We start from the raw sequence: 23,180 nt of genomic DNA, 5'->3' as shown, positions 1-23,180 counted from the left end.
GGGGGCAGTCATGTCCAGATTTCTCACATTGTCGGCAGCGCTTGCTGTCAGCATCTTCGCAACGCAGGCCTTCGCGGCTGAAGGGGTAACCGTCGGACCGCATGGCGAAAAGCCGACGCCCGCCGCCAGCGTGACCCTCACCGCTGACGAGGTCCAGAAGATCAAGGACGGCAACTATACCGCCGCGCTGGTCTGGCACGAGATGAGCGAATACACCAATGCGGTCAATCGCGGGGCGGAAGCAGAATTCGCCGCGCTCGGCATCACGATCGTAGCGGAGACCAATGCCAGCTTTGACAGTGCCCGCCAACAGTCCGACGTGGAAACGGTCCTGGCGAAGAAGCCGACGATCATCGTGTCGCTGCCTGTCGATCCGACTACCGCGGCAGCGGTCTATGATCCCGCGCGCAAGGCCGGGGTCAAGCTTGCCTTCATCGACAATTCGCCGGCGGGATACGAGCATGGCAAGGACTATGTGACCATTGTCTCCGATGACCTGTTCCAGATGGGCAGCAAGGCGGCCGACGCCATGGCTGCCTCCCTCGGCAAGAAGGGGAAGCTCGGCTACATCTATCACGATGCCGATTTCTATGTGACCAATCAGCGGGATCGGGCATTCAAAACAACCATCGAGACAAAATATCCCGATATGAAGATCGTTGCCGAAGCCGGCATGGCCGATCCCGCGCGCAGTGAGGAAATCGCCCAGGGGCTTTTGATCAAGCATCCCGATCTTGACGGTATCTATGTCACCTGGGCCGAACCGGCGCTCAATGTTCTGGCGGCGCTCAAGGCTGCTGGCAATACCAGCACCCGGATTGTCGCCCTCGACCTGAATGAACCGGCAGCGCTTGACATGGTCAAGGGCGGCAGCTTCACCGCGCTCGTTGCCGACGAGGCTTACAATATTGGCCGCACCGCCGCGCGCGCTGCGGCGGGGTCGCTGATCGGGAAGAAAGCCGAACCCTTTCTGGTCGTCGACTCATTGGCTGTGACGAAAGAAAACGTCCTTGCGGGATGGAAGACCTCGCTCAACAAGGACGCCCCCGAGAGCATCGTCGAAGCATTGAAATGACTGTGCGGGCGGCCGTCCCGGCAGGGATCGGCCGCTCCCGTTTCACCTTTCCTTTGAGGAAGATACCATGTCAAAAACCAACCCAAGCCTGGTGCCGTCCGGACGGTCGCTGTCCCTTCTGGGCAAGGCGAATCTACAGCAATATGTCGTCTATCTCGGGTTTCTCGCCATCTTTCTGTTCTTTGCGATCGTGCTGAGAGACAGCGGCTTCCTGACGGTCCGCAACCTGTCGAATATTGTGCTCCAGACAGCGCCGGTGACCATCATGGCAATCGGCTTGGTGTTTGTCCTTTCCGCCGGGGAAATCGATCTTTCGATCGGGTCCATCGTGGCTGTCTCCGCGCTTGCGGGCGCAGTTGCCATGAACGGCTACGGCATGACGGCCGGTATTGCCGCCGGTCTGTGTGCAGGTCTGCTGATCGGTCTGGTCAATGGCGTTCTCGTTGCTTACGTAAGACTTCCGTCCTTTCTGGTGACGCTTGCCACCATGGGATTGTTTGCCGGTGTCGCCCGGTCGCTGACCGATCTTCGCTCGATCCCGGTGACAAACAGCGCCTTCACCGGCTTTTTCGGCTCCGGAACACTGCTCGGCGTCCCCTCGCTGGTGTGGTGGACGGTGGGGGCCATATGCATCGGCCACATCGTCTACCGCCATACCCGCTTTGGGGCGCATGTGCTTGCCACGGGAGACAACAACCGGGCTGCGAGCGTATCCGGTATCAGCGTTCCACGCATCCGCCTGACGGTCCTGATGATGAGCGGCGTGCTGGCATCACTGGCTGGCCTCCTCTATGCCGGCCGCCTGCAGGCCGCCAAATACACGCTGGGTGAAACCGATCTGATGACAGTCATTGCCGCGGTCATCGTCGGCGGAACGCTGCTCAACGGCGGCAAAGGCTCCATCGTCGGTGCGCTGGTCGGTTCGCTGATGATGGGCATGCTGAACAACGGTCTGATCCTGATGGGCCTGTCCGTCTCTGACCAGATGATCGTCCGCGGTCTGATCATTCTTGCTGCCGTGGCGGTTTCGCTACGCGAAAAGTCGCGCTGAGGGAGTTTTCCATGTTTCTCGATATTCTACGCCGCCGCAACCCAGCCTTTGTGGAAAGCGCAATCCAGCTGCATCAGGCCGGCCGCATTCCGGCCAATGCCTATGTGCTTGATCTCGACGCGGTTGAAGCCAATGCGCGTGTCCTCAAGTCGGAAGCGGACAAACAGGGCCTGAAAATCTTCGGCATGACAAAGCAGGTCGGCCGGTCCAGTTCATTCTGCCGTGCCATCAAGCGCGGCGGTATCGATGCCGCCGTTGCCGTCGATATGGCCTGTGCCCGGGCCGTGCACAATGCAGGCCTCAAGCTCGGGCATCTCGGCCATTTGCAGCAGGTCGCGCGTCATGAAGCCGCCGCCGCAGCTGCCCGTTTTCGCCCGGACTACTGGACGGTGTTCAACACGGAAAAGGCGGCGGAGGCCGGCAAGGGCGCCAGCGCTGCCGGTTACACGCAGAACCTGCTTGCCCGCATCAAGGCTGAAGGCGACACCTTCTATCGCGGGCATGAGGGCGGATTTGATGCGGACGATATTGCCGGTGTTGCCGACCGTCTCGACGATGTGGAGGGCGGCCGCTTCGCCGGTATCACGACATTCCCGGCACTCCTGTTCGATCATGCCGCGCGCAAGGTGAAACCTACGCCCAATCTGGCAACGCTCACCAAGGCTGCCGAGGCCCTGCAGAAGGCCGGCCGGACCAATGTCGAGGTGAATGCGCCGGGAACGACATCGTCAGTGTTGCTGGCCGCATTGGCCGAAGCGGGGGCCACCCAATGCGAACCGGGCAATGGTCTGCACGGAACCACGGCGCTTCACGTCATGGAGGATTTGCCGGAACTTCCGGCCGTACTGTATGTGACCGAGGTATCGCATCTTGCCGGAGGCAAGGCCTATTGCTTCGGTGGCGGTTTCTACATCGACCCGATCTTCCCGGATTATGACGTGAAGGCGATTGTCACCCGCGAACCGACGGTGAGTGCCGCGGCGCTGCGCAGTGTTGAAGTGCCGCCGCCCGCGGCCATTGATTACTACGCCATGATCGACGCGACTTCCCCCGGCTCACCCCACCCTGGCGATACGGCCGTTTTCGGTTTCCGCGGCCAGGCTTTCGTAACGCGCGCCTATATTGTCGGCGTGTCCGGTATTTCAAAAGGTGCGCCCAAGGTCGAGACAATCGAAAACGGTTTCGGTGAAACCGCCGCCTGGCCTGTATAGGAGAAATCGAATGACTGTCACCGACGTGTCACCTGTTCTCAAACTGACCGACATCCGCAAGAATTTCGATGCCGTGACGGCCATTGAAAATTTCTCGCTGGATATCTTTCCCGGTGAAATCGTTGCTCTTGTCGGCGACAACGGGGCGGGAAAATCCACGCTGATCAAGATCATCTCGGGCGTATACGCCCCATCTGCCGGCACGATCACCATCGAGGGTGAAACAGTGACGATGGCAAGTGCCAGCATGGCGCGCGCCCATGGCATTGAAGTCGTGTACCAGGATCTGGCGCTCGCCGACCAGCAGACCGTTTACATGAACATGTTCCTCGGCCGCGAGCCGGTCAACCGCTTCGGTCTGCTCGATCGCGGTAAGATGATCAGCGATACTGAAAAGCTGGTCCAGGAGCTGGATGTGCGGATACCTTCGGCCCATGCCACGATCCGGGATTTGTCCGGCGGGCAGCGTCAGGGGGTGGCGATCGCGCGGGCAACCCATTGGGCGAGCAAGCTGATCTTGCTGGATGAGCCGACGGCGGCGCTGGGCGTGGCCGAAACGGCCAAGGTCGAAGCCATCGTGCAATCCTTGAAAACCCGCAACATCGGTGTGCTGATCATCAGCCATAGTCTGGACCAGGTCTTCAAGCTCTCCGACCGCATCTGTGTTTTGCGGCGCGGGAAGCAGATCGGTATCCGCAAGACGTCCGAGACGGACAAGAACGAAATCGTATCGATGATCACCGGCGTCAATTGACGGGCTGGTGCCTGTCGCTCTCGCCGGGGATCAGTTGCAGCGGCCAGACGAGCTGCACCCTTTCCTGCGGATAATGGTCTTCATAAGCAGGCATGGTTGAAAGCAGGGATTCCGCCAGCTTGATGCCAAGATCGCGCAGGGAAATCCTGAAACAGGTCAGCGTGGGCGACAGAAACCGACTCTGGGTGCTCTCGCGGAAACCGATGACGGCGATGTCGCGGCCCGGGTGAATATCGGACTCGTAGAAGCGCCGGTACAGTCCGAGGGCCATGTTTTCATTGACGAGGATGATGGCTGTCGGCATTCGCCCCTGGGCAAGGACGGCACTTGCAATCTGGTAGCCACCTTCCTCGTTGGCATGGGACCGGAACACATAGTCCGGATCAAACGCCATGCCGCTGGCGGCGAGGGCCTGTTTGTAGGCATCGAGAAAGATGTAGCCGAGGTTGATGTCGCTGGCCGGTACGGCAATGGCAATGCGGCTGTGACCCAGCCCGGCAAGCCGCCTGACCGCTGCCGTTGCAACGCCTTCGAAATCGAGGTCGATCCATGGGTAATTGCCCGCTGTTTCGCTGCGGCCCAGCGTGATGAAAGGAATTTTTCGCTCCAGCAGGAAATCAATGCGGGGATCGTGACGTGTGGTTGCCGATATGATCAGCCCGTCGACAAAGCGACGCGCGACCACGCGGTTGAGATAGGCGGCAGGCTCTTCGTCGGTACCGCACAGAAGTGCGACGAGGTCGAGGTGATGGCGCCGGAACACTGACTGAACGCCTTCGAAGACAGGCATGAAGAAGCTGCCGCCGGTGTCGACCGTCTCGATGGTTGATTCAATCATGAAGCCGATCGTGTTGGTGGTGCCCTGTCGCAGACTGCGGCCGGACTGGTTCGGCACATAGCCAAGTTGCTTCGCCGCCTCAAGCACACGCTCGCGCGTCTCCTGATTGACGTCAGCCTTCCCGTTGAGGGCACGGGAAACTGTTCCGATCGAAATATCGAGATGGCGGGCAAGGTCCCGGATGCTCACGCTTTTTCTCCCTGTGCGACTCGGCGCTGATGCCCTTTCATTCTTAAAACACCGAAAGGGGGATTGACAAAAATAATTCGCCGATATGAAATCGTAAACGTTTACGGAAGACATTTGCAACCGATTTAGCCGGTTTCTGGTGAATTTCGTTGGGAGGAGAGACAATGCAGCGTGCCGTTTTAGTCGGTTGCGGAGCCATGAGCAAAGCATGGTTCGAGGCAGCCCGGAGCATTGGCGATATCGACATCGTCGGTGTTGTCGACCTGGCGAGGGAGCGCGCGGAGGCGCGCATCGCAGAATTTGGCCTCGGCGCGGCAATCGCCTCAGATAGTCTTTCCGCTGTTCTGGCAAAGACCAGCCCTGATCTCCTGTTCGACGTCGTCGTTCCGGCCGCCCGCCATGCGACCGTGGCCGCCGGGCTTGACGCGGGTTGTCATGTGCTATCGGAGAAGCCGATGGCCGAAACCATGGACGAGGCGCGGGACCTCGTCGGGCGTGCCCGCGGGGCCGGACGCATTCATGCGGTTGTGCAGAACAGGCGTTATCTCGCCCAGATCCGCCGCATCCGTCAGCTCGTTGCCTCTGGAGCCATTGGCGACATAACCGGCCTGCATTGTGATTTCTTTCTCGGGCCGCATTTCGGCGGATTTCGCGAGGAGATGCGCCATGTGCTGTTTCTGGACATGGCGATCCACACGTTCGATGCGGCGCGCTTTCTCGCCGGGGACGCTGCCAGCGCGGTTTATGCCCGGGAGTGGGAGCCAAGCAATTCCTGGTACAGTCAGGGTTCTTCCGCCGCCGCGATCTTCGAATTCAGCAATGGTGCCGTCTTCACCTATCGCGGCAGCTGGTGCGCCGACGGTCTGCGGACCAGCTGGGAAAGCAGCTGGCGCATCGTCGGCAGCAAGGGAACGATTGTCTGGGACGGGCATGACGACATACGGGCCGAAGCCGTCGCCTCCGGCAAGGATGGCCTGTTCTCCGGGGTGACCGCCGTCGAGATACCTCCCCTTGATGCGTCCCACCGCATCGGCGGTCACCTCGGAGTCATGCAGGATTTCATCGCGGCAACCCGGGGCGGCTCCGCGCCGGAAACGGCCGGGACTGAAAATATCAAAAGCCTCGCCATGGTGTTCGGTGCGATCCAAAGCGCCGAAACCGGACGGCGTATTGAAATCACGATCTGAAGGAATTCGGAATGAGCAACCCGGCACAATCGATCCGCATCGGCACCATGATCAGAGGCAATGCACCCGATCCCGCCGCCTATGTCAAAACCATCCTGCCGCATGGCTTCGAGAGCATCGAGCCATTCTTCTGGCAGGTGATGAACAAGGACCTGCCGACCCTCGCGGCGCAGTTGAAGGACGCCATTGGCGACGCCGATGTGATGATCTCGACCCTCGGCATGTTCGGCAATCCGCTTGAGGACACGGACATCGATCGTGAGACGCTGAAAGGCTGGGAGGCATTGATCGACAATGCCCATCTCTTCGGCGCCAACACCATTGCCGGGTTCACCGGCCGCGTGCGCGGCAAGCGGATTGAAGACAGTCTGCCCCAGTTCAAGAAGGTCTGGGGCGAACTTTCGCGGCGAGCCGCCGACAAGGGCGTCAGGCTTGCCTTTGAGAACTGTGCCATGGACGGCAACTGGGCAACCGGCGACTGGAATATCGCCCATACGCCGGATGCCTGGGAAATGATCTTCAACGAAGTGCCGGCCGACAATCTCGGGCTCGAATGGGAGCCCTGTCACCAGATGGTCTATCTCATCGACCCCCTGCCGCAGATCCGCAAATGGGCAACCAAGATTTTCCATGTTCATGGCAAAGACGCCACGATCCGCTGGGAGGTTATCCGCGAGCACGGGATTTTCGGCAAGGAGAAGTTCGTGTTCATGCGTTCGCCGGGATTTGGCGATACCAACTGGACTGATGTCATATCGGAACTGCGCCTCGCCGGCTGGTCGGGATCAATCGATATCGAGGGCTGGCACGATCCGGTCTATCGCAATGATCTGGAAATGACCGGGCAGGTGCATTCCCTGAATTATCTGAAACACAGCCGTGGCGGTGATTTCGTCGCCAATCCCTGATTTCCCCCGAGTGGGCCCGCTGCCGGACGGGAGTTCCGGTGATGATGGAGATTAAATCCGACCAGGAAAGACGCGCCGCCAAGAAGCGCAATGCCGGTGTCGAGCAACACGAGGAGGAAACCTATGAAGAGTATTTCGCATTGGATTGCCGCTGCCGCACTGATGCTGTCGGGCACGGCTGCGCATGCCGAGCCGGTGACGCTTGATATCTGGACCATCGACCGGCCGGATCAGTATATCTATCTCCTGAAAGACGAGTTCGAGCAGGCGCACTCGGACATCAAGCTGAATGTCAAAACCGTGCAATTCCGCGATATGGTCAATGATCTGGCGCGCGCCACCGCAACCGGTGAATCGCCCGATGTCACCTATATCGACAATCCCGAAGTGGCGCTCTTCGCCTCGCGCGGACTGCTTCTTGATCTCTCGCCGATGCTGGCGGAATCGAAGGTGATCAGGAAGGACGATATTTTTCCGGGCCCGCTGTCGTCGGTGACATGGGATGGCAAGATCTATGGTGTTCCGCGCGGCGCCAACACGCTGGCGCTCTACTACAATGCCGACATGTTCAAGGCAAAGGGGCTCGATCCCGACAAGCCGCCCAGGACCTGGGATGAGCTTTATGTCGCTGCCAAGACCCTGAATGATCCGCCAAAGAACATTTATGGAATGGCCTTTTCCGCCGTGGCAACGGAAGAGGGAACGTTCCAGTTTCTCCCGTGGCTGCAGATGGCGGGTGGCGATTACAACAAGGTGGATACGGATGGCGGTGTGAAAGTGCTGCAGTTCTGGAGCAAGCTGCTCGATGAGAAGCTGGCCTCGCCCGATACGCTCATCCGCGGGCAATATGACTCGACCGGCACCTTCAATGCCGGAAATGCGGCCATGGCGATCTCCGGACCATGGGAACTGCCGCGCATGAGCAAGGAAGCGAAGTTCGATTTCCGCGCCGCGCTGCTGCCGGTTCCGCATGAGGGCGCCACCCGGGCTTCGGCCCTGGGCGAGGGCGACAATGTCATTCTCGCCAACAGCAAGCACCCGAAGGAAGCCTTCATCCTGCTGGAATTTCTCTACGGTAAGATGCCGGATGTCTGGAACCGTTTCGGCTTTCTGCCAGCGGCGAGGATTCAGTCCAACAATCCTAAAACACCGGCCATCTACGCTGTCTTCGAGGAAAGCATGAAATATGCGCGCAACCGCGGTCCGCATCCGGAATGGCCGAAGATCTCCAAGGCCATCTACACGGCCATACAGTCGTCGCTCACCCGCAAGAGCGACCCGAAAACGGCCTTGGCAGCGGCGCAGAAGCAGATCGACGTGGTTCTGAAAAAGTAGATCAAATCCTGTCCTCGCACTCGTTATGCGGGGACAGGCCAACAATCCACATGGGGCGGGAGGGCACTATGCAGGGCATTATCAGGACCATCAGGGACGGGAGCGGCTTTGATATCCTGCTGCTCGGTCTGGCATTGGCTTATCTGATCGCGTTTTCGGCATTTCCCATTCTCTACAACATCATCATGTCGCTGCAGACGGTGGACATGTTCACGATCACCTCGTTCAACCGCCCCTTCGTCGGCCTGCAGAACTACTATGACGTGATATCGCAACCCATTGCGATGGCAGTGCTGTGGAACACCGTCAAGTTCGTTGTCCTGTCGATCGTCTTCCAGCTGTCGATCGGTTTCGGTCTTGCGCTGTTTTTCCAGCAGGATTTCCCGGGAGCCACCTATCTGCGCGGGTTGTTCCTGGCCGGCTGGATCATGCCGGCTTTGGTGGTCGGGGCGATCTGGAAATGGCTGTTCGCCGGGGATTTCGGTGTCATCAATTATGTGCTGATGTCGCTTGGCATTGCCGGTGAGCGTGTCTTCTGGCTGTCCGACCCGGATGTCGCGCTTTACGCGGTCATCATTGCCAATGTGTGGCTCGGCATCCCCTTCAACATGATCCTGCTCTCCGTTGGTCTTGCCGCCATTCCGCGCGATGTCTACGAGGCTGCCGAACTCGACGGCGCGGGACCCTTCGAACGCTTCCGGTCGATCACGCTGCCACTGATGCGGGCGCAGCTCGGCGCGGTCATTTCGCTCGGTGTGATCTTCACCCTGCAGCAGTTCGATCTCATTGCGGCCCTGACGCAGGGCGGTCCGGCCGACAGTTCCAACGTCGCGCAATACTGGTCGTGGCAATTGTCCTTCCAGACCTATGAAATATCGCTGGGCAGCGCGGTCTCGGTCATGATGATCCTTTTCGTCATTGTCGTTGCCGCCGTCTATGTCCGCTCCACCCGCCACGAACACAGTTACTGAGGAGAGCGCCGGTGAAACGTTATATTCTCCTCGCCATCGGTCTGGTGATGACGGCGATCTACCTGTTCCCGTTGTACTGGATGTATCTCACCGCCTTCAAAGGCAGCTCCGAGATATTTCAATATCCGCCAACTTTCTGGCCGACAAATCCCCAGTGGAGTTTTGCCGAGGTGTGGCAGAGCCGGGGCATGGGGCGGTATATCTGGAATTCGCTGCTGATCGCGGTTGGAGTCACCATTCTCGTCACGTTCATGGGGACGGGATGTGCCTATGTTCTCTCGCGTGTCCGCAATATCTGGATGGACATGGCCCTCTTCGCCATCCTGATGATGCAGGTGCTGCCGTCCTCGCTGATGGTGACGCCGATCTTCGTCATGTTCAATCAGATTGGCCTTCTGGCCAGCCCGCGCGTGGCGGTCATCCTGGCGCAGACGGCCAAGATGCTGCCGCTCTATATCGTGCTGTGCCGGGCCACATTTGTGCAGGTGCCGCGCGAGCTGGAGGATGCCGCCCTTGTTGACGGCTCTTCGCGCATCGGCGCGTTCTTCAACATCATGCTGCCTTTGGCGCGCAACGGCATTCTCGTCACGTCTGTGCTGATCTTCCTGCAATCCTTCGGTGAATATGTTTACGCCCGGTCCCTGATTGCCAAGAACGAGCTGCAGGTGGCGACGGTTGGCCTGCAGACCTTCATGGGTCCCGATGCCAGCGACTGGAACGGGATCATGACCTATGCCGCCATCTACGTCACGCCCATCCTTTTCGTATTCATGCTGCTGCAACGGCGCATCGTCAGCGGTCTCACCGCCGGCGCGCTGAAATGAGGTGAACCATGTTTCAGATCGAAATCGACCACCTGAACAAGCATTATGGCGGGTTTCACGCGCTGAAGGACATCAATATTGCCATCGAGCAGGGCGCCTTCGTTGCGCTGGTGGGGCCTTCGGGCTGCGGCAAGTCGACATTGCTGCGCACCCTCGCTGGCCTCGAGAAGACAAGTTCCGGCGATCTGCGCATCGCCGGGGAAAGTGTCGTCCACAAGCCGCCGCGCGAACGGGACGTGGCGATGGTGTTCCAGTCCTATGCGCTCTATCCGCATATGGATGTCGAGCACAACATGAACTATTCGATGCGCCTGAAGCGGCGCCCGAAGCAGGAGATTGCCGAGCGCACCCGTGCCGCCGCGCAAACGCTGGGTCTTGGCACGCTGCTTGACCGGCTGCCGAAAGCCCTGTCCGGCGGCCAGCGCCAGCGCGTCGCCATGGGGCGCGCCATCGTGCGCAATCCCAAGGTGTTTCTCTTCGACGAACCTCTCTCCAATCTCGATGCGGCACTGCGGGTGCACATGCGCAGCGAGATCCGCAAGCTGCATGAACGCTTGCAGGCGACATCGGTCTACGTGACGCATGATCAGGTCGAGGCCATGACCATGGCGGACCATATCGTTGTCATGCGCGCCGGAGTGGTTGAGCAGCAGGGCAGCCCGCTCGACCTTTACGACCGGCCTGCCAACAGGTTCGTTGCGGGATTTATCGGGTCGCCCGCCATGAATTTCATTCCGGTCACGGTCGGGCCCGATGGCAACAGGCTGATGCTGGAGAAGGATCAGGCTCAATCGCTCATGCTCGGTCGCGCGCTGGCCCCCGGCCGGCGTTTGCTGGCCGGCCTGCGTCCGGAGCATCTTGCCTTCACCCGCGAAGCCGGTGATCTGGCGATCAAGGTTGTCGTGGAAGCGGTGGAGTCGACGGGGAGCATGACATTCGTGACGGCATCCATCGCCTCCCAGCAGGTGGTGGCCGCCCATAGCGGCAGGCCGGGGGTGAGCCGGGGCCGCGAGACAGAGCTCTTTATCGCGCCGGGGAATGTGCACCTGTTCGATCCGGAAACGGAGCTTGCCGTCTTCTGACCCTTTCCGCTTTGCCCGCTCAAATGCTATAGGGCGACACCCGCCTCTCACATTCGCTTTGCGAACGTGAGGGGATGGCATGTATGGTAAAGGATGCACTTTGGAGACTGCGCTCTATCTCCCGATCAAAGGCTTTCTTGAGGAGGCCGGCTATAGCGTCAAAGGTGAGATCGTCGGTTGTGATATCGTCGCGCTGAGCGATGGTGAGCCGCCTTTGGTGGTCATTTGCGAACTTAAGCTCAGTTTCAATCTTGAGCTCCTCCTACAGGCGGTCGACCGGGCGGCTCTCAGCGATGAAGTCTGGCTTGCGGCGCGCATTTCGGCGCGGGGCAAGGGACGCGAAAGCGACCGCCGGTTCCGCGACCTCTGCCGCCGGCTGGGTTTCGGCATGCTGGGTGTGTCGGATGGCGGTGTGGTCAGTATCATTGTCAGCCCGGCCGCGCCGATGCCGCGAAACAATGCGCGCAAGCGTTCGCGACTGGTTGCGGAGCACCGGCGCCGCAAGGGCGATCCAACATCGGGCGGCGGTTCCCGCACGCCGATCATGACGGCATACCGCCAGCAGGCGCTTGCCTGTGCCGAGGCGCTGCAGCGTGGTCATTTGCGGCCGCGCGATCTGCGCGCCGTTGCCCCCAATGCTCCGCAGATATTGCGCGGCAATGTCTACGGATGGTTCGAGCGTGTCGACAGGGGCGTCTATGCCCTGACGCAGGCAGGAATGGATGCGTTGAAACGCTGGCCTCCATCCCCGGCAAGCGACCCCGTCTAAGCCGTAAATTCATGCTTGTTGTCGATTTTGCGCAGGCGGGTTTCGGAGTCAGTCATGCGGCGCTTGAGAGCCGGGACAGCATTGATGATGCGCAATGCGCCGCGGATGACCGCCAGCTGGATGCGGCCGAGCACCGGCCTGTGGCTGAGGCCGTTTGCGTCCATCTGCTTGCGTGACTCGAGCACTGCCCGCGCGCTGTATTCCAGCATTTCGGCTTCGTAGGCGTGCAGGGCTTCCACCAGCGGCATGACACCGTCCGCACCTCGGTGAGCCGCCCGCACAGCAAGGAAGCATCCCGCATGGCGGTATTGGCGCCAACGCCGCGTCCGGGCGTCATGGTGTGTATGGCATCGCCGAGCAGCGTCACGTTCGACGATTGCCACGGGGAAACCGGAACCGACGTGCGGATATTGACGCGAAAGATGGTGGTTGGATCGGAAAGCGCGATCAGGCGGCGCAGGTCGGGATGCCAGTCCCGGGTCATCTTCGCGGCGATCCTGGCAAGGTCGGGGCCGGGAAGGGACGCGGGATCCTCCGGCAGGTTCTTGCGCGCACCCCAGACACCCCACATGATGTAATCGCGGGTGTTGTCGAAAAGCAGTCCGGGCCATTCTGCAATCAGGTCGGCATCATTGCCGCCGACGCCGTGCTTCACGCCGTCATTGTCCCATTTGAACTCCATGACGTGAAGAATGGCGCCATAGCCCTTCGGTGCCATGATCATCGATATGCCGTGAAAAACCTTGTCCGGAAGAAGCGCTCTGGTTTCGGGTGTGAGCGCAACCTTGCCGCCGATGGATGCGATGCCCGTATCCTCCATGCGCGCCTCGGGCAGCCGTTGCAGGCGAACGCGCGAGTTGGCGCCGTCGGCACCGACCAGCACATCGCCCGTATCCGTTGAACCGTCATCGAAGACGATGGTGACCGTGCCGTCTTCATTGTTCCGGTAGCTTGAGAATGTCTTGTCGAACACGACACAATCCTCGAGCCCGGTGAGCAGGACTTGGCGCAGTGTCATGCGGCTGACCGATTTTTCGCTGTCGACCGGATCATCGCTGCCGGGTACCGGCATGGATATCAGCTCGGACATGTTTTCCGTCAACATGTTGAAATGGCGGGGTGCCCGCGCGCAGGTGGCAACAAAGAGATCAAAAAGCTCTGGCGGCAGGCAGCTCTTGAGCGCCTGGCTTCCCGCAGGGCTGATGCCGACGCGATAGCCATGCAGGCCATCGCGCCGCGTGCGGTCGCGTTCATACACCCGGACACCGATGCCGGCCCGCTTGAGACCATGCGCAAGGCAAAGTCCTCCGGTCCCCGCGCCGATGATGATCACCTGCAAGGTATTCGTTTTCATGGTCTTGGCCTTTCGCTAGGAAGACGTGTGTTCGCTGGGCTGGGAAAGTTCCATTGCAATCTGGCGAAGCCAGGCTTCGCTCCAGGTCAGTTTGCCGGACTGAAGGTCGGCGGTGACAGCACGCACCCACGCAAGCTGCGTGCCATAGGTTGCGCTCAGATATTCCATTTCCAGGAGAAAGAGACGGGGCACCGGCATCGCGATTGCGTGGCGCAAATTTTGTTCGATCCGGTCGATTTCCGCCTGCAGCGCGACGGCGCGCTGCTCGAGCTGCAGCCGGGCATCGTCGGGCGTCAGGAGCGGCAGAAACGAGATTGCCGCGGGAAAATCCGGGAATTCCTGTGATGGCGTGGAAAGGATTTCCCGCATCCATTGCAGCATGATTGCGCGCCCGGTCGGGCTGAGCTCATAGACCGTGCGTTCGGGCCGGTTCTCGTCGCGGGAGGTGCCCTGCGAGGCAATCAATCCTTCCCGTTCCAGCCGGTTGACCGTCTGATAGAGACTTGCACGCTGGGTGACATTGATGACCTCATCCTTGCCGCGTTCCTTGATGAGCTGTTGCATGCGGTAGGGATGCATGGGTGCCTCATACAGCATGGCGAGGATTGCAAGGGCGATCGGGGAGCGTTTGATTGTTTTCATAGTCATATATATACTAGTAATAAAAATACTATGTCAAGCCTATTGCGAAGCGCTGCCCGAACGGCAGGTCTCGATATTTGTTCTCCTGCCCCGGCAGGTGCTTCCCACATTCAGCGACACGCTATATTCTCCGCCGACGTCGGATGGATTTCTTGCCAGAGCCAGGAACCGGGAAAATGAAGACCATGTCTGAAACGCGTCGCAAGCTCACCACGATTTTCTCTGCGGATGTTCAAGACTACACCCGTCTCATGCAGGTGGACGAAGAGCGGACGCTCGATACGCTCAACCAGTACCGCGATGCGATGCGACGTTTGATCGAAGCGCATGCCGGCCGGGTCATCAACACTTGGGGCGATGGGCTCATTGCTGAGTTTTCCAGCGTCGTCGAGGCGGTGCGCGCGGCAATCGATGTGCAGAACGAGCTCGCCGGTTATAACGCCAAACGTTTGAACGATGCCCGCATGCTTTTCCGCATCGGTATCAATCTCGGGGATGTCATTGCCGAAGGCGACGATATCTATGGCGACGGGGTGAATGTCGCCGCGCGGTTGCAGGCCTCTGCCCCTCCCGGCGGCATCGTGATTTCAAGCACGGTTTTCGATCAGGTCCGCAACAAGCTGACCGTCGGGTTTGACTATCTCGGCGAGCTTTCGCTCAAGAACATTGAAGGCGGTATAGCCAGCTATGCCGTGCGTATCGGAGAAGACAGAGGATCCGGTCCGCAGAGGCCTTCCCTGCAATCCGGGCCGCCGCCGCATCATGACCATTTACGGCGAACCCAAACGCAAGCACACCCGGAGCCTTTGCCGTTCAGGAGAGGGCGGTTCGGTGTGCTGGCAACCATCGCCACCGGGATTACCGCCATCAATTTTCTCACATGGAGTGGCTATTTCTGGGCTGCGTGGCCTCTCCTGGCCTTTGCTGCTCTTGCTTTCGGTCTGTGGGTGCGGACCACCCGCCTTGACCGGTTCGTCGCCATGCTGGCAATGGTCGGGTTCGTCCTCCTCGGCATCAACCTTATCACCTGGAGCGGGACGTTCTGGGCCGCATGGCCGCTGCTTGCCTTTGCGGTTGCCGGCAGCATCCGCTGGTTCACGCGCCAGAGGAGCGGTGTCCGGAGCTGAGCCGCCAATGAATTTACTATTCGCCGCATCATATTTTGGCCGATAGTTGGAGATATCATTGGCCGATATTGGGGAGTATACAGACGGGAACAGGTTTTTTCTCAAGGCGATGACGTCGCAGGGATCAGCCTCAAAGACAGGCATACCATTCGCAAGCGGGAACGGGACAGACATATAGCATTTTAACAGCAAACAAAAAGGGTGACTGCAATGCCCCATATCGTGCTGATTAATCCGCGTTTTGAAGCTTCTTACTGGGGGCTGGAACATGCCCTGCCCATATTCGACGCAAAAGCCAACCTTCCTGTGGCCTGCCTGCCTTTGCTGGCGGCCCTGACCCCTGCCGAACACACGGTCACGCTCATCGATGAGAACGTGGAAGACATCGACTATGATCTGTGTGCCAGCGCCGACATTGTCGGGGTTACCGGTATGATCGTGCAGCGCTTCCGCATGAAGGAAATCATCACGGAATTGAAGCGACGGGGCTGTTTTGTCGTGGTCGGAGGCCCATGGATCACTGTCCAGGAGAACTATTTCGCCGATCTCGCTGATGTGGCGTTCATTGGTGAAGCCGAAGAAACCTGGCCGCAATTCCTGACCGAATGGGCTGAACACCGGCATTCACGCCGGTACGAGCAGGCTGACAAGACAGATATGAGCACGGTTCCGGTGCCGCGCTTTGATCTCCTGAAAATGGACGATTATGCGGTGGGAAGCATCCAGTTCTCCCGGGGCTGTCCGTTTACTTGCGAGTTCTGCGACATCATCGTTGTCTTTGGCCGTAAGCCCCGCATCAAGACGGGTCAACAGATTCTGGCCGAAGTGGAGGCATTGCTGGCGACAGGCATGGATACGGCCTTCATTGTCGATGACAACCTCATCGGCAACAAGAAGGCGATAAAGGAAGTGTTGCGCGAGGTCATCGCCTGGCAGGTCGCGCACAATTATCCCATGACCTTCGTGACCGAAGCCTCCATTGATCTGGCGGATGATCCGGAACTGATGCAATTGATGGTCGATACCAACATTCGCGTGGTCTTCATCGGCATTGAAACCCCGAACGAGGCAGCACTGCGGGAGACGAAAAAGCTGCAGAATCTGCGCAAGGGCGCCACCATGCTGGAAAAGGTGCACACCATCCAGCGCTCAGGCATGGAAGTGTGGTGCGGCATGATCCTCGGCTTCGACAGCGACGATGCCTCGATTTTCGACGCGCAGCGCGCCTTTATCAAGGAAGCGCGGATCGTCAACGCCATGGTTGGCATGCTGGCGGCCATACCGAAGACCCCGCTCTACACGCGGTTGCTCAAGGAGGGGCGGCTTGATCCGGAGGATCAGCAGCCCTTTGGCACCAATGTCATTCCGCTCAACCTCAGCCGCGAGGCACTGCGCGACGGCTATCTCGCGGTCATGCAGGATCTTCACAATCCCCAAGCCTATTTCGACCGGCTCGATGCGCTTTATCTGGATGAGCGCATCGAACCGGAGCAGACGCGGCTGCGCCATTTGCGCCGCCATCCCTTGCAGTTTGTAAAGCTCAATGCGGAATGGATGCTCGAAGCCGTCGGCATCTTTCTGCGCCTGATGCGGCAGGTCCCCGACAAGGAACTGCGCCGCACCTACCGCCGGCGGATATGGGCCATGTTGAAGCGCCGCCGCTCGCCGGTGGTAATGCAGATTTATGCGATAAAATGCGCGATGCACTATCATGCCCATACGATGATCGCGCGGATGCAGACTGGCCCGATTGTGAACTCGTTCTAGGGAGTAAAACGCCGGGTGACGTGACCGGGAGTGCTTCGGCTTTTCCGGCGCCCGCAGCCATTTATGCGGCTAAAAACATTGGCGGGAAGGCCGCTGCGGCTGCAAAATTACATTTTGTTAAGGCCATCTAAATGCCATGAATCTGGATCGAGATCACATTTCCCCTAAAGGAGGTGAGTGAAAATGAATGCCGATGAACAGAAACTTCTCAGTGGCCTCTTTGACCGAACAAGGCAGGCGGCCGATACGCCCCGGGACCCCGAAGCCGAGCGCTTCATTCTGGACCAGATCAAGAGCCAGCCTTCGGCCCCCTATCTCCTGGCTCAGGCCGTCATCGTCCAGGAACATGGCCTGAACGCATGTAACGAGCGCATCCAGGCACTGGAAGCGCAGGTGAAGGATTTGCAGAATGCGCCGCCCCCGCAACAACAGTCGGGCGGCTTGCTGGGTTCGATCTTCGGCAGTTCCCAAAGTGCGCAGCCGTCCCAGCCTTCTCCCGGCCGGTTCAGCGGACCGTGGGGCGGTGGCGGGGCAGCACCCCAAGACGCGTATGCAGCACAGGGACAGCCGCCTCAGGCCGGGCGCTGGGCAGCCCCGCCGCAGGCCCAAGGCGGCGGCTTTCTGCAAGGTGCATTGACCACGGCAGCCGGTGTGGCCGGCGGCGCGCTCATGTTCGAGGGCATCAAGAACATGATGGGCGGCAATTCGTTGTTTGGGGGCTCGGGCGGCGGAACCGGCACTGTGCCGCAAGCTGGCGAGACGGTCATCAACAACTACTACAACGATGACAAGAGCACCGGCACGCAGAACGATTACGCCGAAATGGACCGTCTCGACGACGCCTATGACGATGCGCAGGACAGCGATACCGACGACGACAATGTAGCGTGACACACCGGGCGATAAACAGGACAGCGCCCTGTTTATCGCCTGTCTTCCCGGTCTTTCGCCGAAGGTCTGTCAGGCGTATGAAATCCACAGGATCACCAGGCCGAGCAGAATCCGGTAGCAGATGAAGGGCAGCGTTGAAAAACGCTCCAGAATGCGCATCAAGCCCCACAGGGCTGCGAAGGATGACAGCGATCCGATGACAAGTCCGACGAGCAGGATCATCCAGCCTTCAAAGGGAAGATGAGCGCGGGCCAGGACAACAAGTTCATGCAGGCCTGCCAGCGCGATAGCCGGAATGCCGAGCAGAAAGGAAAAGCGTGCGGCGTCCTGCCGCGTGAAATCGCGAAACAATGCGGCCGTCAGGGTCGAGCCGGAGCGTGAAACGCCGGGGATCAGGGCACCGACCTGCGCGACGCCGACGATAAGCGCATCGCGCAGCCGCATGCTGTCTGCTGGACGTTTATGCTGGCATACCCATTCGGCAACCGCGAGCAGAACACCCATGACGAGGCAGGAAAAGCCGATGACCGGCAAGGTCCGCAACGGACTGTCGCAGGCATTGAGAACCGGCGCCAGAAGCAGGCCGGCGATGACGATCGGCACGGTGCCGAGCACGATGCCGATAGCCATGCGCAGCTTGGGCGACATCCAGTCGCCTGTCCTGATCGCGCTGAGCGATCCGCCGGTTATGGCGTAGATATCGCGCCGGAAATAGCAGATGACCGCCGTCAACGCGGCCAGCTGCATCGCCGCCGAAAAAGCCGATCCGGGATCCTGCCAGCCGAGAAGTGCCGGAACCAGCCGCATATGCGCGGTTGATGATATCGGCAGCAATTCCGTAATGCCCTGAACCACGCCCAGCACGGCGACCTTGGCGGTGCCCAAAGCCACAAAGCCGGTATCTACCCCTTGCGTGCATACGCCACTCATAAAGTGTTTCCCTCGATCTGGGTGATGGATGTCGATCGATTGCTTCGACCGTTGCGGAGGCTACATGCAAATGCGCTGCAAGTGTAGACGCCACGCACGTCTGGAGCCGCTGAAACAACAGAAAACAGCAGCGCCAAATGTCACGGTTGCCCGGTACTGTCCGCCACGCAATTGACGCGGCTGCGACTTTAATAAGCCGCAACTTGCGATGTAGTGTATAGCATCAGAAGCGCGTGAAATTTAAAGCGCACCATCGGCAACCGGCAGGATCGCAGTGGCAGAGTTTTCGGAAGTCTTGAGCTCAATGATTATCGGCGTGCTGGCGCTTGCCGTCGGCATGGGAGTCCTCTGGGGCGCATGCCGGTATCAATGGCGGGCCGAGCGGACCGCCGGTCTGGCTTTGCTGGGACTCTTGCTGCTTTTTGGTGTTGCGTCCCTGTTTGGCATTGAAGCACCGAGTGCGATTTTGCTCGGCGTCGTGGCGTGCGGGTTCATTGCCATACTGATCTTGAAGCGTGCGAAGGCCGCTTCGCCGCCAAATCGGCCCCAACTCCCATAAATGCCGATCTACCGCGGATTAACCGCTACTGGGGGTTTTCCAGGCTGAAAAGCTCGGCCTGCTCGTCATAGGCAAACAGCTCGGCATAGCGCGCCCAGGACACCACTGTCTTCAATGTTTCATCCGCATAATCTTCGCTCATGAAGTCTTCCAGCTCGTTGCGGAAGCGGGCTGCCGGAGCCGCATGCGTTGGCCGCTCGTCAAGCACGCGTCTGATAAGGCCGACGAGCGGAACATAGGTGACGAGGTGTTCCGCGAAAACCTTCTTGCGTGCATCGGTATCGAGATGGGCGAACCGCATGCCGGCGTCGGTCAGGACGAGGTCGCCCTCGTTCAGATGGGCAAAGCGCAGGAGCTGCAGGGCTTCGCCGAGATGAAACAGCTCGTCGGCCTCCATCTGCAGCGTACCGGCAAGAACAGGCAGGTCGGCGCGCCCATTATACGGTTCGCCCGCCAGAGACTCGATCAGGCCAGCCAGGATATTGGTCGAAACCGGGTTCAAAATCATGCCCATTCCCGTACCCGGAATACCTTCCACGGATGGCAGGCGAGGCTCGGTACGCTGGGTCATGCGGGCATAGATATTGTCGACCAGCTGCCGGAAGACCGGATCGAGGCGATTGCGCGGATGGGGAAGATCGACCCTGAGTTCCTGCGCAACCCGGCCGGGATTGGACGAGAAGATGAGGATACGGTCACACATCAGCACCGCTTCTTCGATGTTGTGGGTGACGATCAGCACCGATTTTATTGGCAGGCGCCCTTCGATCCACAGATCGATCATGTCGGTGCGCAGGGTCTCCGCGGTGAGGACATCAAGGGCCGAGAAGGGTTCGTCCATCAGCAGCAGGTCGGGATGCACCACCAGTGCCCGGGCAAAACCGACGCGCTGGCGCATGCCGCCGGACAGTTCCTTGGGATAGGCGTTTTCGAAACCGTCCAGACCGATGAGATCGATGGCCGCAAGCGCACGCTTGCGCCGCTCCGACCGATCGACATCCTGCGCTTCAAGACCAAGTTCCACGTTCTGCAGGACTGTCAGCCAGGGAAAAAGCGCAAAGGACTGAAACACCATGGAAATGCCGAGGGGCGGGCCCTGGATGACGGAACCGCGGCACTTTGCTTCGCCTGAGGACGGCGCGATCAGGCCGGCGATGATCCGCAGCAGCGTCGACTTTCCCGAGCCGGAGCGGCCGAGCAACCCGACGATCTCGCCCTCCCTGATGTTCAGGTCGACATCGTCGAGCACCATGACATCGTTGCCGCTGCCCTTCTTGAAGGACCGGGAAACATTGCGGATGTCGACGAGCAGGTTTCTGTCAGCTTGATCAAGCATTGAACATTCCTTTGATCCGATAATCCGGCACTAACCGAGACGAAGGCGCCGCTCGCCAAAGGCGTAGAGCGGGCGCCAGAACAGGCGATTGAACAGCGTTACAAAGATGCACATGACGGCGATGCCAAGCACGACACGCGGGAAATCGCCCGCCGTGGTAGCATTGGCGATGTACGATCCAAGCCCCGGTGTCGTCAGCTGCGTATCACCCCAGCTGGCCACTTCGGCAACGATGCTGGCGTTCCATGCACCGCCGGATGCCGTGATCGCGCCGGTGATGTAATAGGGGAAAATGCCGGGGAGAATGACTTTGAACCACCAGCGCCAGCCACGGAGATGAAAGCTGTTCGCCGCTTCCTTGAGATCGCTGGGAAAGGCGCTGGCCCCGGCAATGACATTGAAGAGAATGTACCACTGCGTGCCGAGGATCATCAGCGGGCTGAGCCAGATATTGGCGTTGAGCCCGAAATGCACGATCAGCACGACAAAGGCCGGGAATGCGATATTGGCGGGAAACGCCGCCAGAAACTGGGCCAGCGGCTGGACTTTCTGCGCCAGTTTCGGCCGCAGTCCGATCCACACCCCGACTGGCACCCAGACAAGTGTCGCGAGTATCATCAGAACGGTCACCCGCAACAGGGTGATGAACCCGTTTCCGACGGCGGTCGCCACATCGGACCAGGCAATATTGGCCTTGAGATAGATGATGCTGATATAGGCCGCATAGCCAGCGGCAAGAACAATGAAGGCAAGCCAGAGCCGGTCCAGGACGCGCGACGTTGCGGGCTTTGCCTCACCCGAGCCGAATGTCGGCAGCGCCGGCAAACGCAGGTTCCAGACCAGACGGGAAAGAAAGGCGACCGGGGCGGCGAGCAGGCGTGTGATCCGGGCCCGGCGAAACAGGTCCAGCATCCAGGAGCTTGGAACCGTTTCCGACGAGGTCGTTTCAAAGCGGAACTTGTCGGCCCAGGCCACGAGCGGCCGGAACAGGAACTGATCGTAGAGCAGGATGACGGCAAGCATCGCCATCGTGGCATAGAAGATTGCCATGATGTTCTGCTCTTTGATGGCCAGCGCAACGTAGGAGCCGACACCCGGCAGGGTAACGGTGGTGTCGCCGACGGTGATCGCCTCCGACGCCACGACGAAGAACCAGCCTCCCGACATCGACATCATGGTGTTCCAGACAAGACCGGGCATCGCAAACGGAACGTCCAGCCGCCAGAACCGCTGCCAGCCCGTCAGGTGGAAGCTCTGCGTTGCCTCCTCCAGGTCTTTCGGCTCGTTGCGCATGGATTGATACATGCTGAACGTCATGTTCCAGGCCTGGCTGGTGAAGATGGCAAACACGGATGCCAGTTCGGCGCCAAGGACGCTGCCCGGAAACAGGTTGAGGAAGAAGGTGACGGTGAAGGTCAGGAAGCCGAGGATCGGCACGGACTGGAGAATATCGAGAATGGGAACCAGCACCATCTCGGCACGCCGACTCTTGGCGGCGGCTGCGGCATAGATGAAGGTGAAGACGAGCGACAGGGCAATGGCCAGGAGCATGCGCAGCATGGTGCGGAGCGCGTAAACCGGCAGATTGGATGGATCAAGGGAAAGCGGGGCGGCTTCAAGCGTCGACAGTGGAACCGTGGTCACGCGGGCACCATAGGCAATCAGCACGATGGCGCCGATCACCAAAAGCAAAGCCATCAGGTCCCACATGCTCAGCCACATCGAGCGGCCGATGGCAGGCGGTGTATATTTATGAAACGCCATGAACCGGGCCCCTAATGGCTTGAATGCAATGAATAAAGGACGCTATTCGCGGTACTCTGCCATCGTTGCCGAAGCATTTGCAAGGGACTTAAGAAGGACGATCATGACAGTGTCATGACGGAAAATGGGCAGCGGAAAAAATTGCGCGGATCGCCGGATTGGCTGCGGCTGTTTCACCCGTGGCGGCGCAGTTGCCAGCGCACAATTCCCATGCCAATCCGATTGAGTTTCCCGATAACCCGCCACAGGGATCGGGCACGCCGCTTTGCCAGGCGGCCGGTGGCCAGCCGGGGCAGCGCGAACCAGATGAGGCGCAGGGAACACCAGTTCAATATGGCAACCAGATGCGCGCAGACCCTGACCTCCATGGAGCGCAGGCGCGCCTGCAGCCACCGCTGAAGGTGAAGACCGGACGGCGCATGCGGGTTGCGGATTTGGCGATGCGCCTTCTGGATTCGCGCGAGCTCCTGCGCTGTGTTCAGGCGCAGTTGGCGGCGCTTTGCCAGGATATGGTCCAATTCACTGCTGCTGTTCTGCATCGCGCACCGCTCTGCAACCGGAATTTGCATGCCGCTCGTCGTTCGAGGGCGTCAATGCGTGGCTGCCGTTTGACAAT

The 23,180-nt window shown here is 59.7% G+C and carries 21 protein-coding genes and 1 pseudogene; 15 read left to right on the top strand and 7 right to left on the bottom strand.

All coding sequences use genetic code 11. The annotated features are described in order from the left end of the window. The first annotated feature begins 10 nt into the window (after positions 1-10). The 4 genes from ACZ5FP_RS21475 to ACZ5FP_RS21460 all read left to right on the top strand — a co-directional run bounded on the left by ACZ5FP_RS21475 (position 11) and on the right by ACZ5FP_RS21460 (position 4,091). Positions 11-1,075 (top strand): substrate-binding domain-containing protein, encoded by a 1,065-nt coding sequence (locus ACZ5FP_RS21475; RefSeq protein WP_464664089.1) that lies wholly within the window; start codon positions 11-13, stop codon positions 1,073-1,075. Positions 1,076-1,142: 67 nt separating this feature from the next. Further along, positions 1,143-2,126, top strand: a complete 984-nt coding sequence (locus ACZ5FP_RS21470) for an ABC transporter permease (protein ID WP_464664087.1) — start codon at positions 1,143-1,145, stop codon at positions 2,124-2,126. A gap of 11 nt (positions 2,127-2,137) precedes the next feature. Continuing rightward, positions 2,138-3,337, top strand: coding sequence for an alanine racemase (locus tag ACZ5FP_RS21465; RefSeq protein WP_464664085.1), 1,200 nt, complete (start codon positions 2,138-2,140; stop codon positions 3,335-3,337). A gap of 10 nt (positions 3,338-3,347) precedes the next feature. Beyond that, positions 3,348-4,091: an ATP-binding cassette domain-containing protein gene (locus tag ACZ5FP_RS21460; protein WP_223615246.1), complete on the top strand. Its 744-nt coding sequence runs from the start codon at positions 3,348-3,350 to the stop codon at positions 4,089-4,091. Here ACZ5FP_RS21460 and ACZ5FP_RS21455 read toward each other — a convergent pair. Beyond that, positions 4,084-5,118: a LacI family DNA-binding transcriptional regulator gene (locus ACZ5FP_RS21455; protein ID WP_464664083.1), complete on the bottom strand. Its 1,035-nt coding sequence runs from the start codon at positions 5,116-5,118 to the stop codon at positions 4,084-4,086. The genes ACZ5FP_RS21460 and ACZ5FP_RS21455 overlap by 8 nt on opposite strands. A 164-nt stretch (positions 5,119-5,282) precedes the next feature. On the opposite strand from ACZ5FP_RS21455, the gene ACZ5FP_RS21450 reads away from it, so the two are divergent. The 7 genes from ACZ5FP_RS21450 (at position 5,283) to ACZ5FP_RS21420 (ending at position 12,194) form a co-directional block, all read left to right on the top strand. Then, the gene (locus tag ACZ5FP_RS21450) at positions 5,283-6,305 is read left to right on the top strand and encodes a Gfo/Idh/MocA family protein (protein WP_464664082.1); all 1,023 of its coding nucleotides are present in this window, start codon (positions 5,283-5,285) and stop codon (positions 6,303-6,305) included. Between the two features lie 11 nt (positions 6,306-6,316). Further along, positions 6,317-7,213: a sugar phosphate isomerase/epimerase family protein gene (locus ACZ5FP_RS21445; protein ID WP_464664081.1), complete on the top strand. Its 897-nt coding sequence runs from the start codon at positions 6,317-6,319 to the stop codon at positions 7,211-7,213. A 123-nt stretch (positions 7,214-7,336) separates the two neighbouring features. Then, positions 7,337-8,548, top strand: coding sequence for an ABC transporter substrate-binding protein (locus tag ACZ5FP_RS21440; RefSeq protein WP_464664079.1), 1,212 nt, complete (start codon positions 7,337-7,339; stop codon positions 8,546-8,548). Between the two features lie 68 nt (positions 8,549-8,616). Then, positions 8,617-9,519, top strand: a complete 903-nt coding sequence (locus ACZ5FP_RS21435) for a carbohydrate ABC transporter permease (protein ID WP_223615241.1) — start codon at positions 8,617-8,619, stop codon at positions 9,517-9,519. Positions 9,520-9,566: 47 nt separating this feature from the next. Then, positions 9,567-10,343, top strand: coding sequence for a carbohydrate ABC transporter permease (locus ACZ5FP_RS21430; RefSeq protein WP_464664462.1), 777 nt, complete (start codon positions 9,567-9,569; stop codon positions 10,341-10,343). An 8-nt stretch (positions 10,344-10,351) separates the two neighbouring features. Next, the gene (locus ACZ5FP_RS21425; RefSeq protein ID WP_464664077.1) at positions 10,352-11,425 is read left to right on the top strand and encodes an ABC transporter ATP-binding protein; all 1,074 of its coding nucleotides are present in this window, start codon (positions 10,352-10,354) and stop codon (positions 11,423-11,425) included. Between the two features lie 100 nt (positions 11,426-11,525). After that, entirely contained in the window at positions 11,526-12,194 is a 669-nt protein-coding gene (locus ACZ5FP_RS21420) for a DUF2161 domain-containing phosphodiesterase (protein ID WP_464664075.1), read from the top strand. On the opposite strand, the pseudogene ACZ5FP_RS21415 reads toward ACZ5FP_RS21420, so the two are convergent. Together ACZ5FP_RS21415 and ACZ5FP_RS21410 are read right to left on the bottom strand one after the other, a co-directional pair. Next, a pseudogene (locus tag ACZ5FP_RS21415) lies at positions 12,191-13,533 on the bottom strand (FAD-dependent oxidoreductase). The gene ACZ5FP_RS21420 and the pseudogene ACZ5FP_RS21415 sit on opposite strands and share 4 nt — an antisense overlap. Positions 13,534-13,563: 30 nt before the next feature. Continuing rightward, positions 13,564-14,196, bottom strand: a complete 633-nt coding sequence (locus ACZ5FP_RS21410; protein ID WP_464664074.1) for a PadR family transcriptional regulator — start codon at positions 14,194-14,196, stop codon at positions 13,564-13,566. 179 nt (positions 14,197-14,375) lie between these two features. On the opposite strand from ACZ5FP_RS21410, the gene ACZ5FP_RS21405 reads away from it, so the two are divergent. The 3 genes from ACZ5FP_RS21405 (at position 14,376) to ACZ5FP_RS21395 (ending at position 17,975) form a co-directional block, all read left to right on the top strand. After that, a complete protein-coding gene (locus tag ACZ5FP_RS21405) occupies positions 14,376-15,317 on the top strand; it encodes an adenylate/guanylate cyclase domain-containing protein (protein WP_464664072.1) in 942 nt (313 codons plus the stop codon). A gap of 210 nt (positions 15,318-15,527) precedes the next feature. Further along, complete coding sequence (locus ACZ5FP_RS21400; RefSeq protein ID WP_464664071.1) at positions 15,528-17,084, top strand: B12-binding domain-containing radical SAM protein; 1,557 nt, start codon at positions 15,528-15,530, stop codon at positions 17,082-17,084. Between the two features lie 183 nt (positions 17,085-17,267). Then, on the top strand, positions 17,268-17,975 hold the full coding sequence (locus tag ACZ5FP_RS21395; protein WP_464664069.1) for a DUF2076 domain-containing protein: 708 nt from the start codon (positions 17,268-17,270) through the stop codon (positions 17,973-17,975). 69 nt (positions 17,976-18,044) lie between these two features. On the opposite strand, the gene ACZ5FP_RS21390 is transcribed toward ACZ5FP_RS21395, so the two are convergent. Then, positions 18,045-18,905 (bottom strand): undecaprenyl-diphosphate phosphatase, encoded by an 861-nt coding sequence (locus ACZ5FP_RS21390; RefSeq protein ID WP_464664067.1) that lies wholly within the window; start codon positions 18,903-18,905, stop codon positions 18,045-18,047. Positions 18,906-19,179: 274 nt separating this feature from the next. Here ACZ5FP_RS21390 and ACZ5FP_RS21385 point away from each other — a divergent pair, with 274 nt between their 5' ends. Then, positions 19,180-19,464, top strand: coding sequence for a hypothetical protein (locus ACZ5FP_RS21385; RefSeq protein ID WP_464664065.1), 285 nt, complete (start codon positions 19,180-19,182; stop codon positions 19,462-19,464). A gap of 25 nt (positions 19,465-19,489) precedes the next feature. On the opposite strand, the gene ACZ5FP_RS21380 is transcribed toward ACZ5FP_RS21385, so the two are convergent. The 3 genes from ACZ5FP_RS21380 to ACZ5FP_RS21370 form a co-directional block, all read right to left on the bottom strand. Then, positions 19,490-20,800, bottom strand: a complete 1,311-nt coding sequence (locus tag ACZ5FP_RS21380; protein ID WP_464664063.1) for an ABC transporter ATP-binding protein — start codon at positions 20,798-20,800, stop codon at positions 19,490-19,492. A gap of 30 nt (positions 20,801-20,830) precedes the next feature. Then, positions 20,831-22,564: an ABC transporter permease gene (locus ACZ5FP_RS21375; protein WP_464664061.1), complete on the bottom strand. Its 1,734-nt coding sequence runs from the start codon at positions 22,562-22,564 to the stop codon at positions 20,831-20,833. Positions 22,565-22,737: 173 nt separating this feature from the next. Continuing rightward, complete coding sequence (locus tag ACZ5FP_RS21370; protein WP_464664060.1) at positions 22,738-23,133, bottom strand: hypothetical protein; 396 nt, start codon at positions 23,131-23,133, stop codon at positions 22,738-22,740. Between the last annotated feature and the right edge of the window lie 47 nt (positions 23,134-23,180).

The sequence above is a fragment of the Phyllobacterium sp. T2-21 genome, assembly GCF_055378485.1.
Note: the sequence above shows the minus strand (reverse complement) of the source record. Positions and strands in the feature narration are given on the sequence as shown.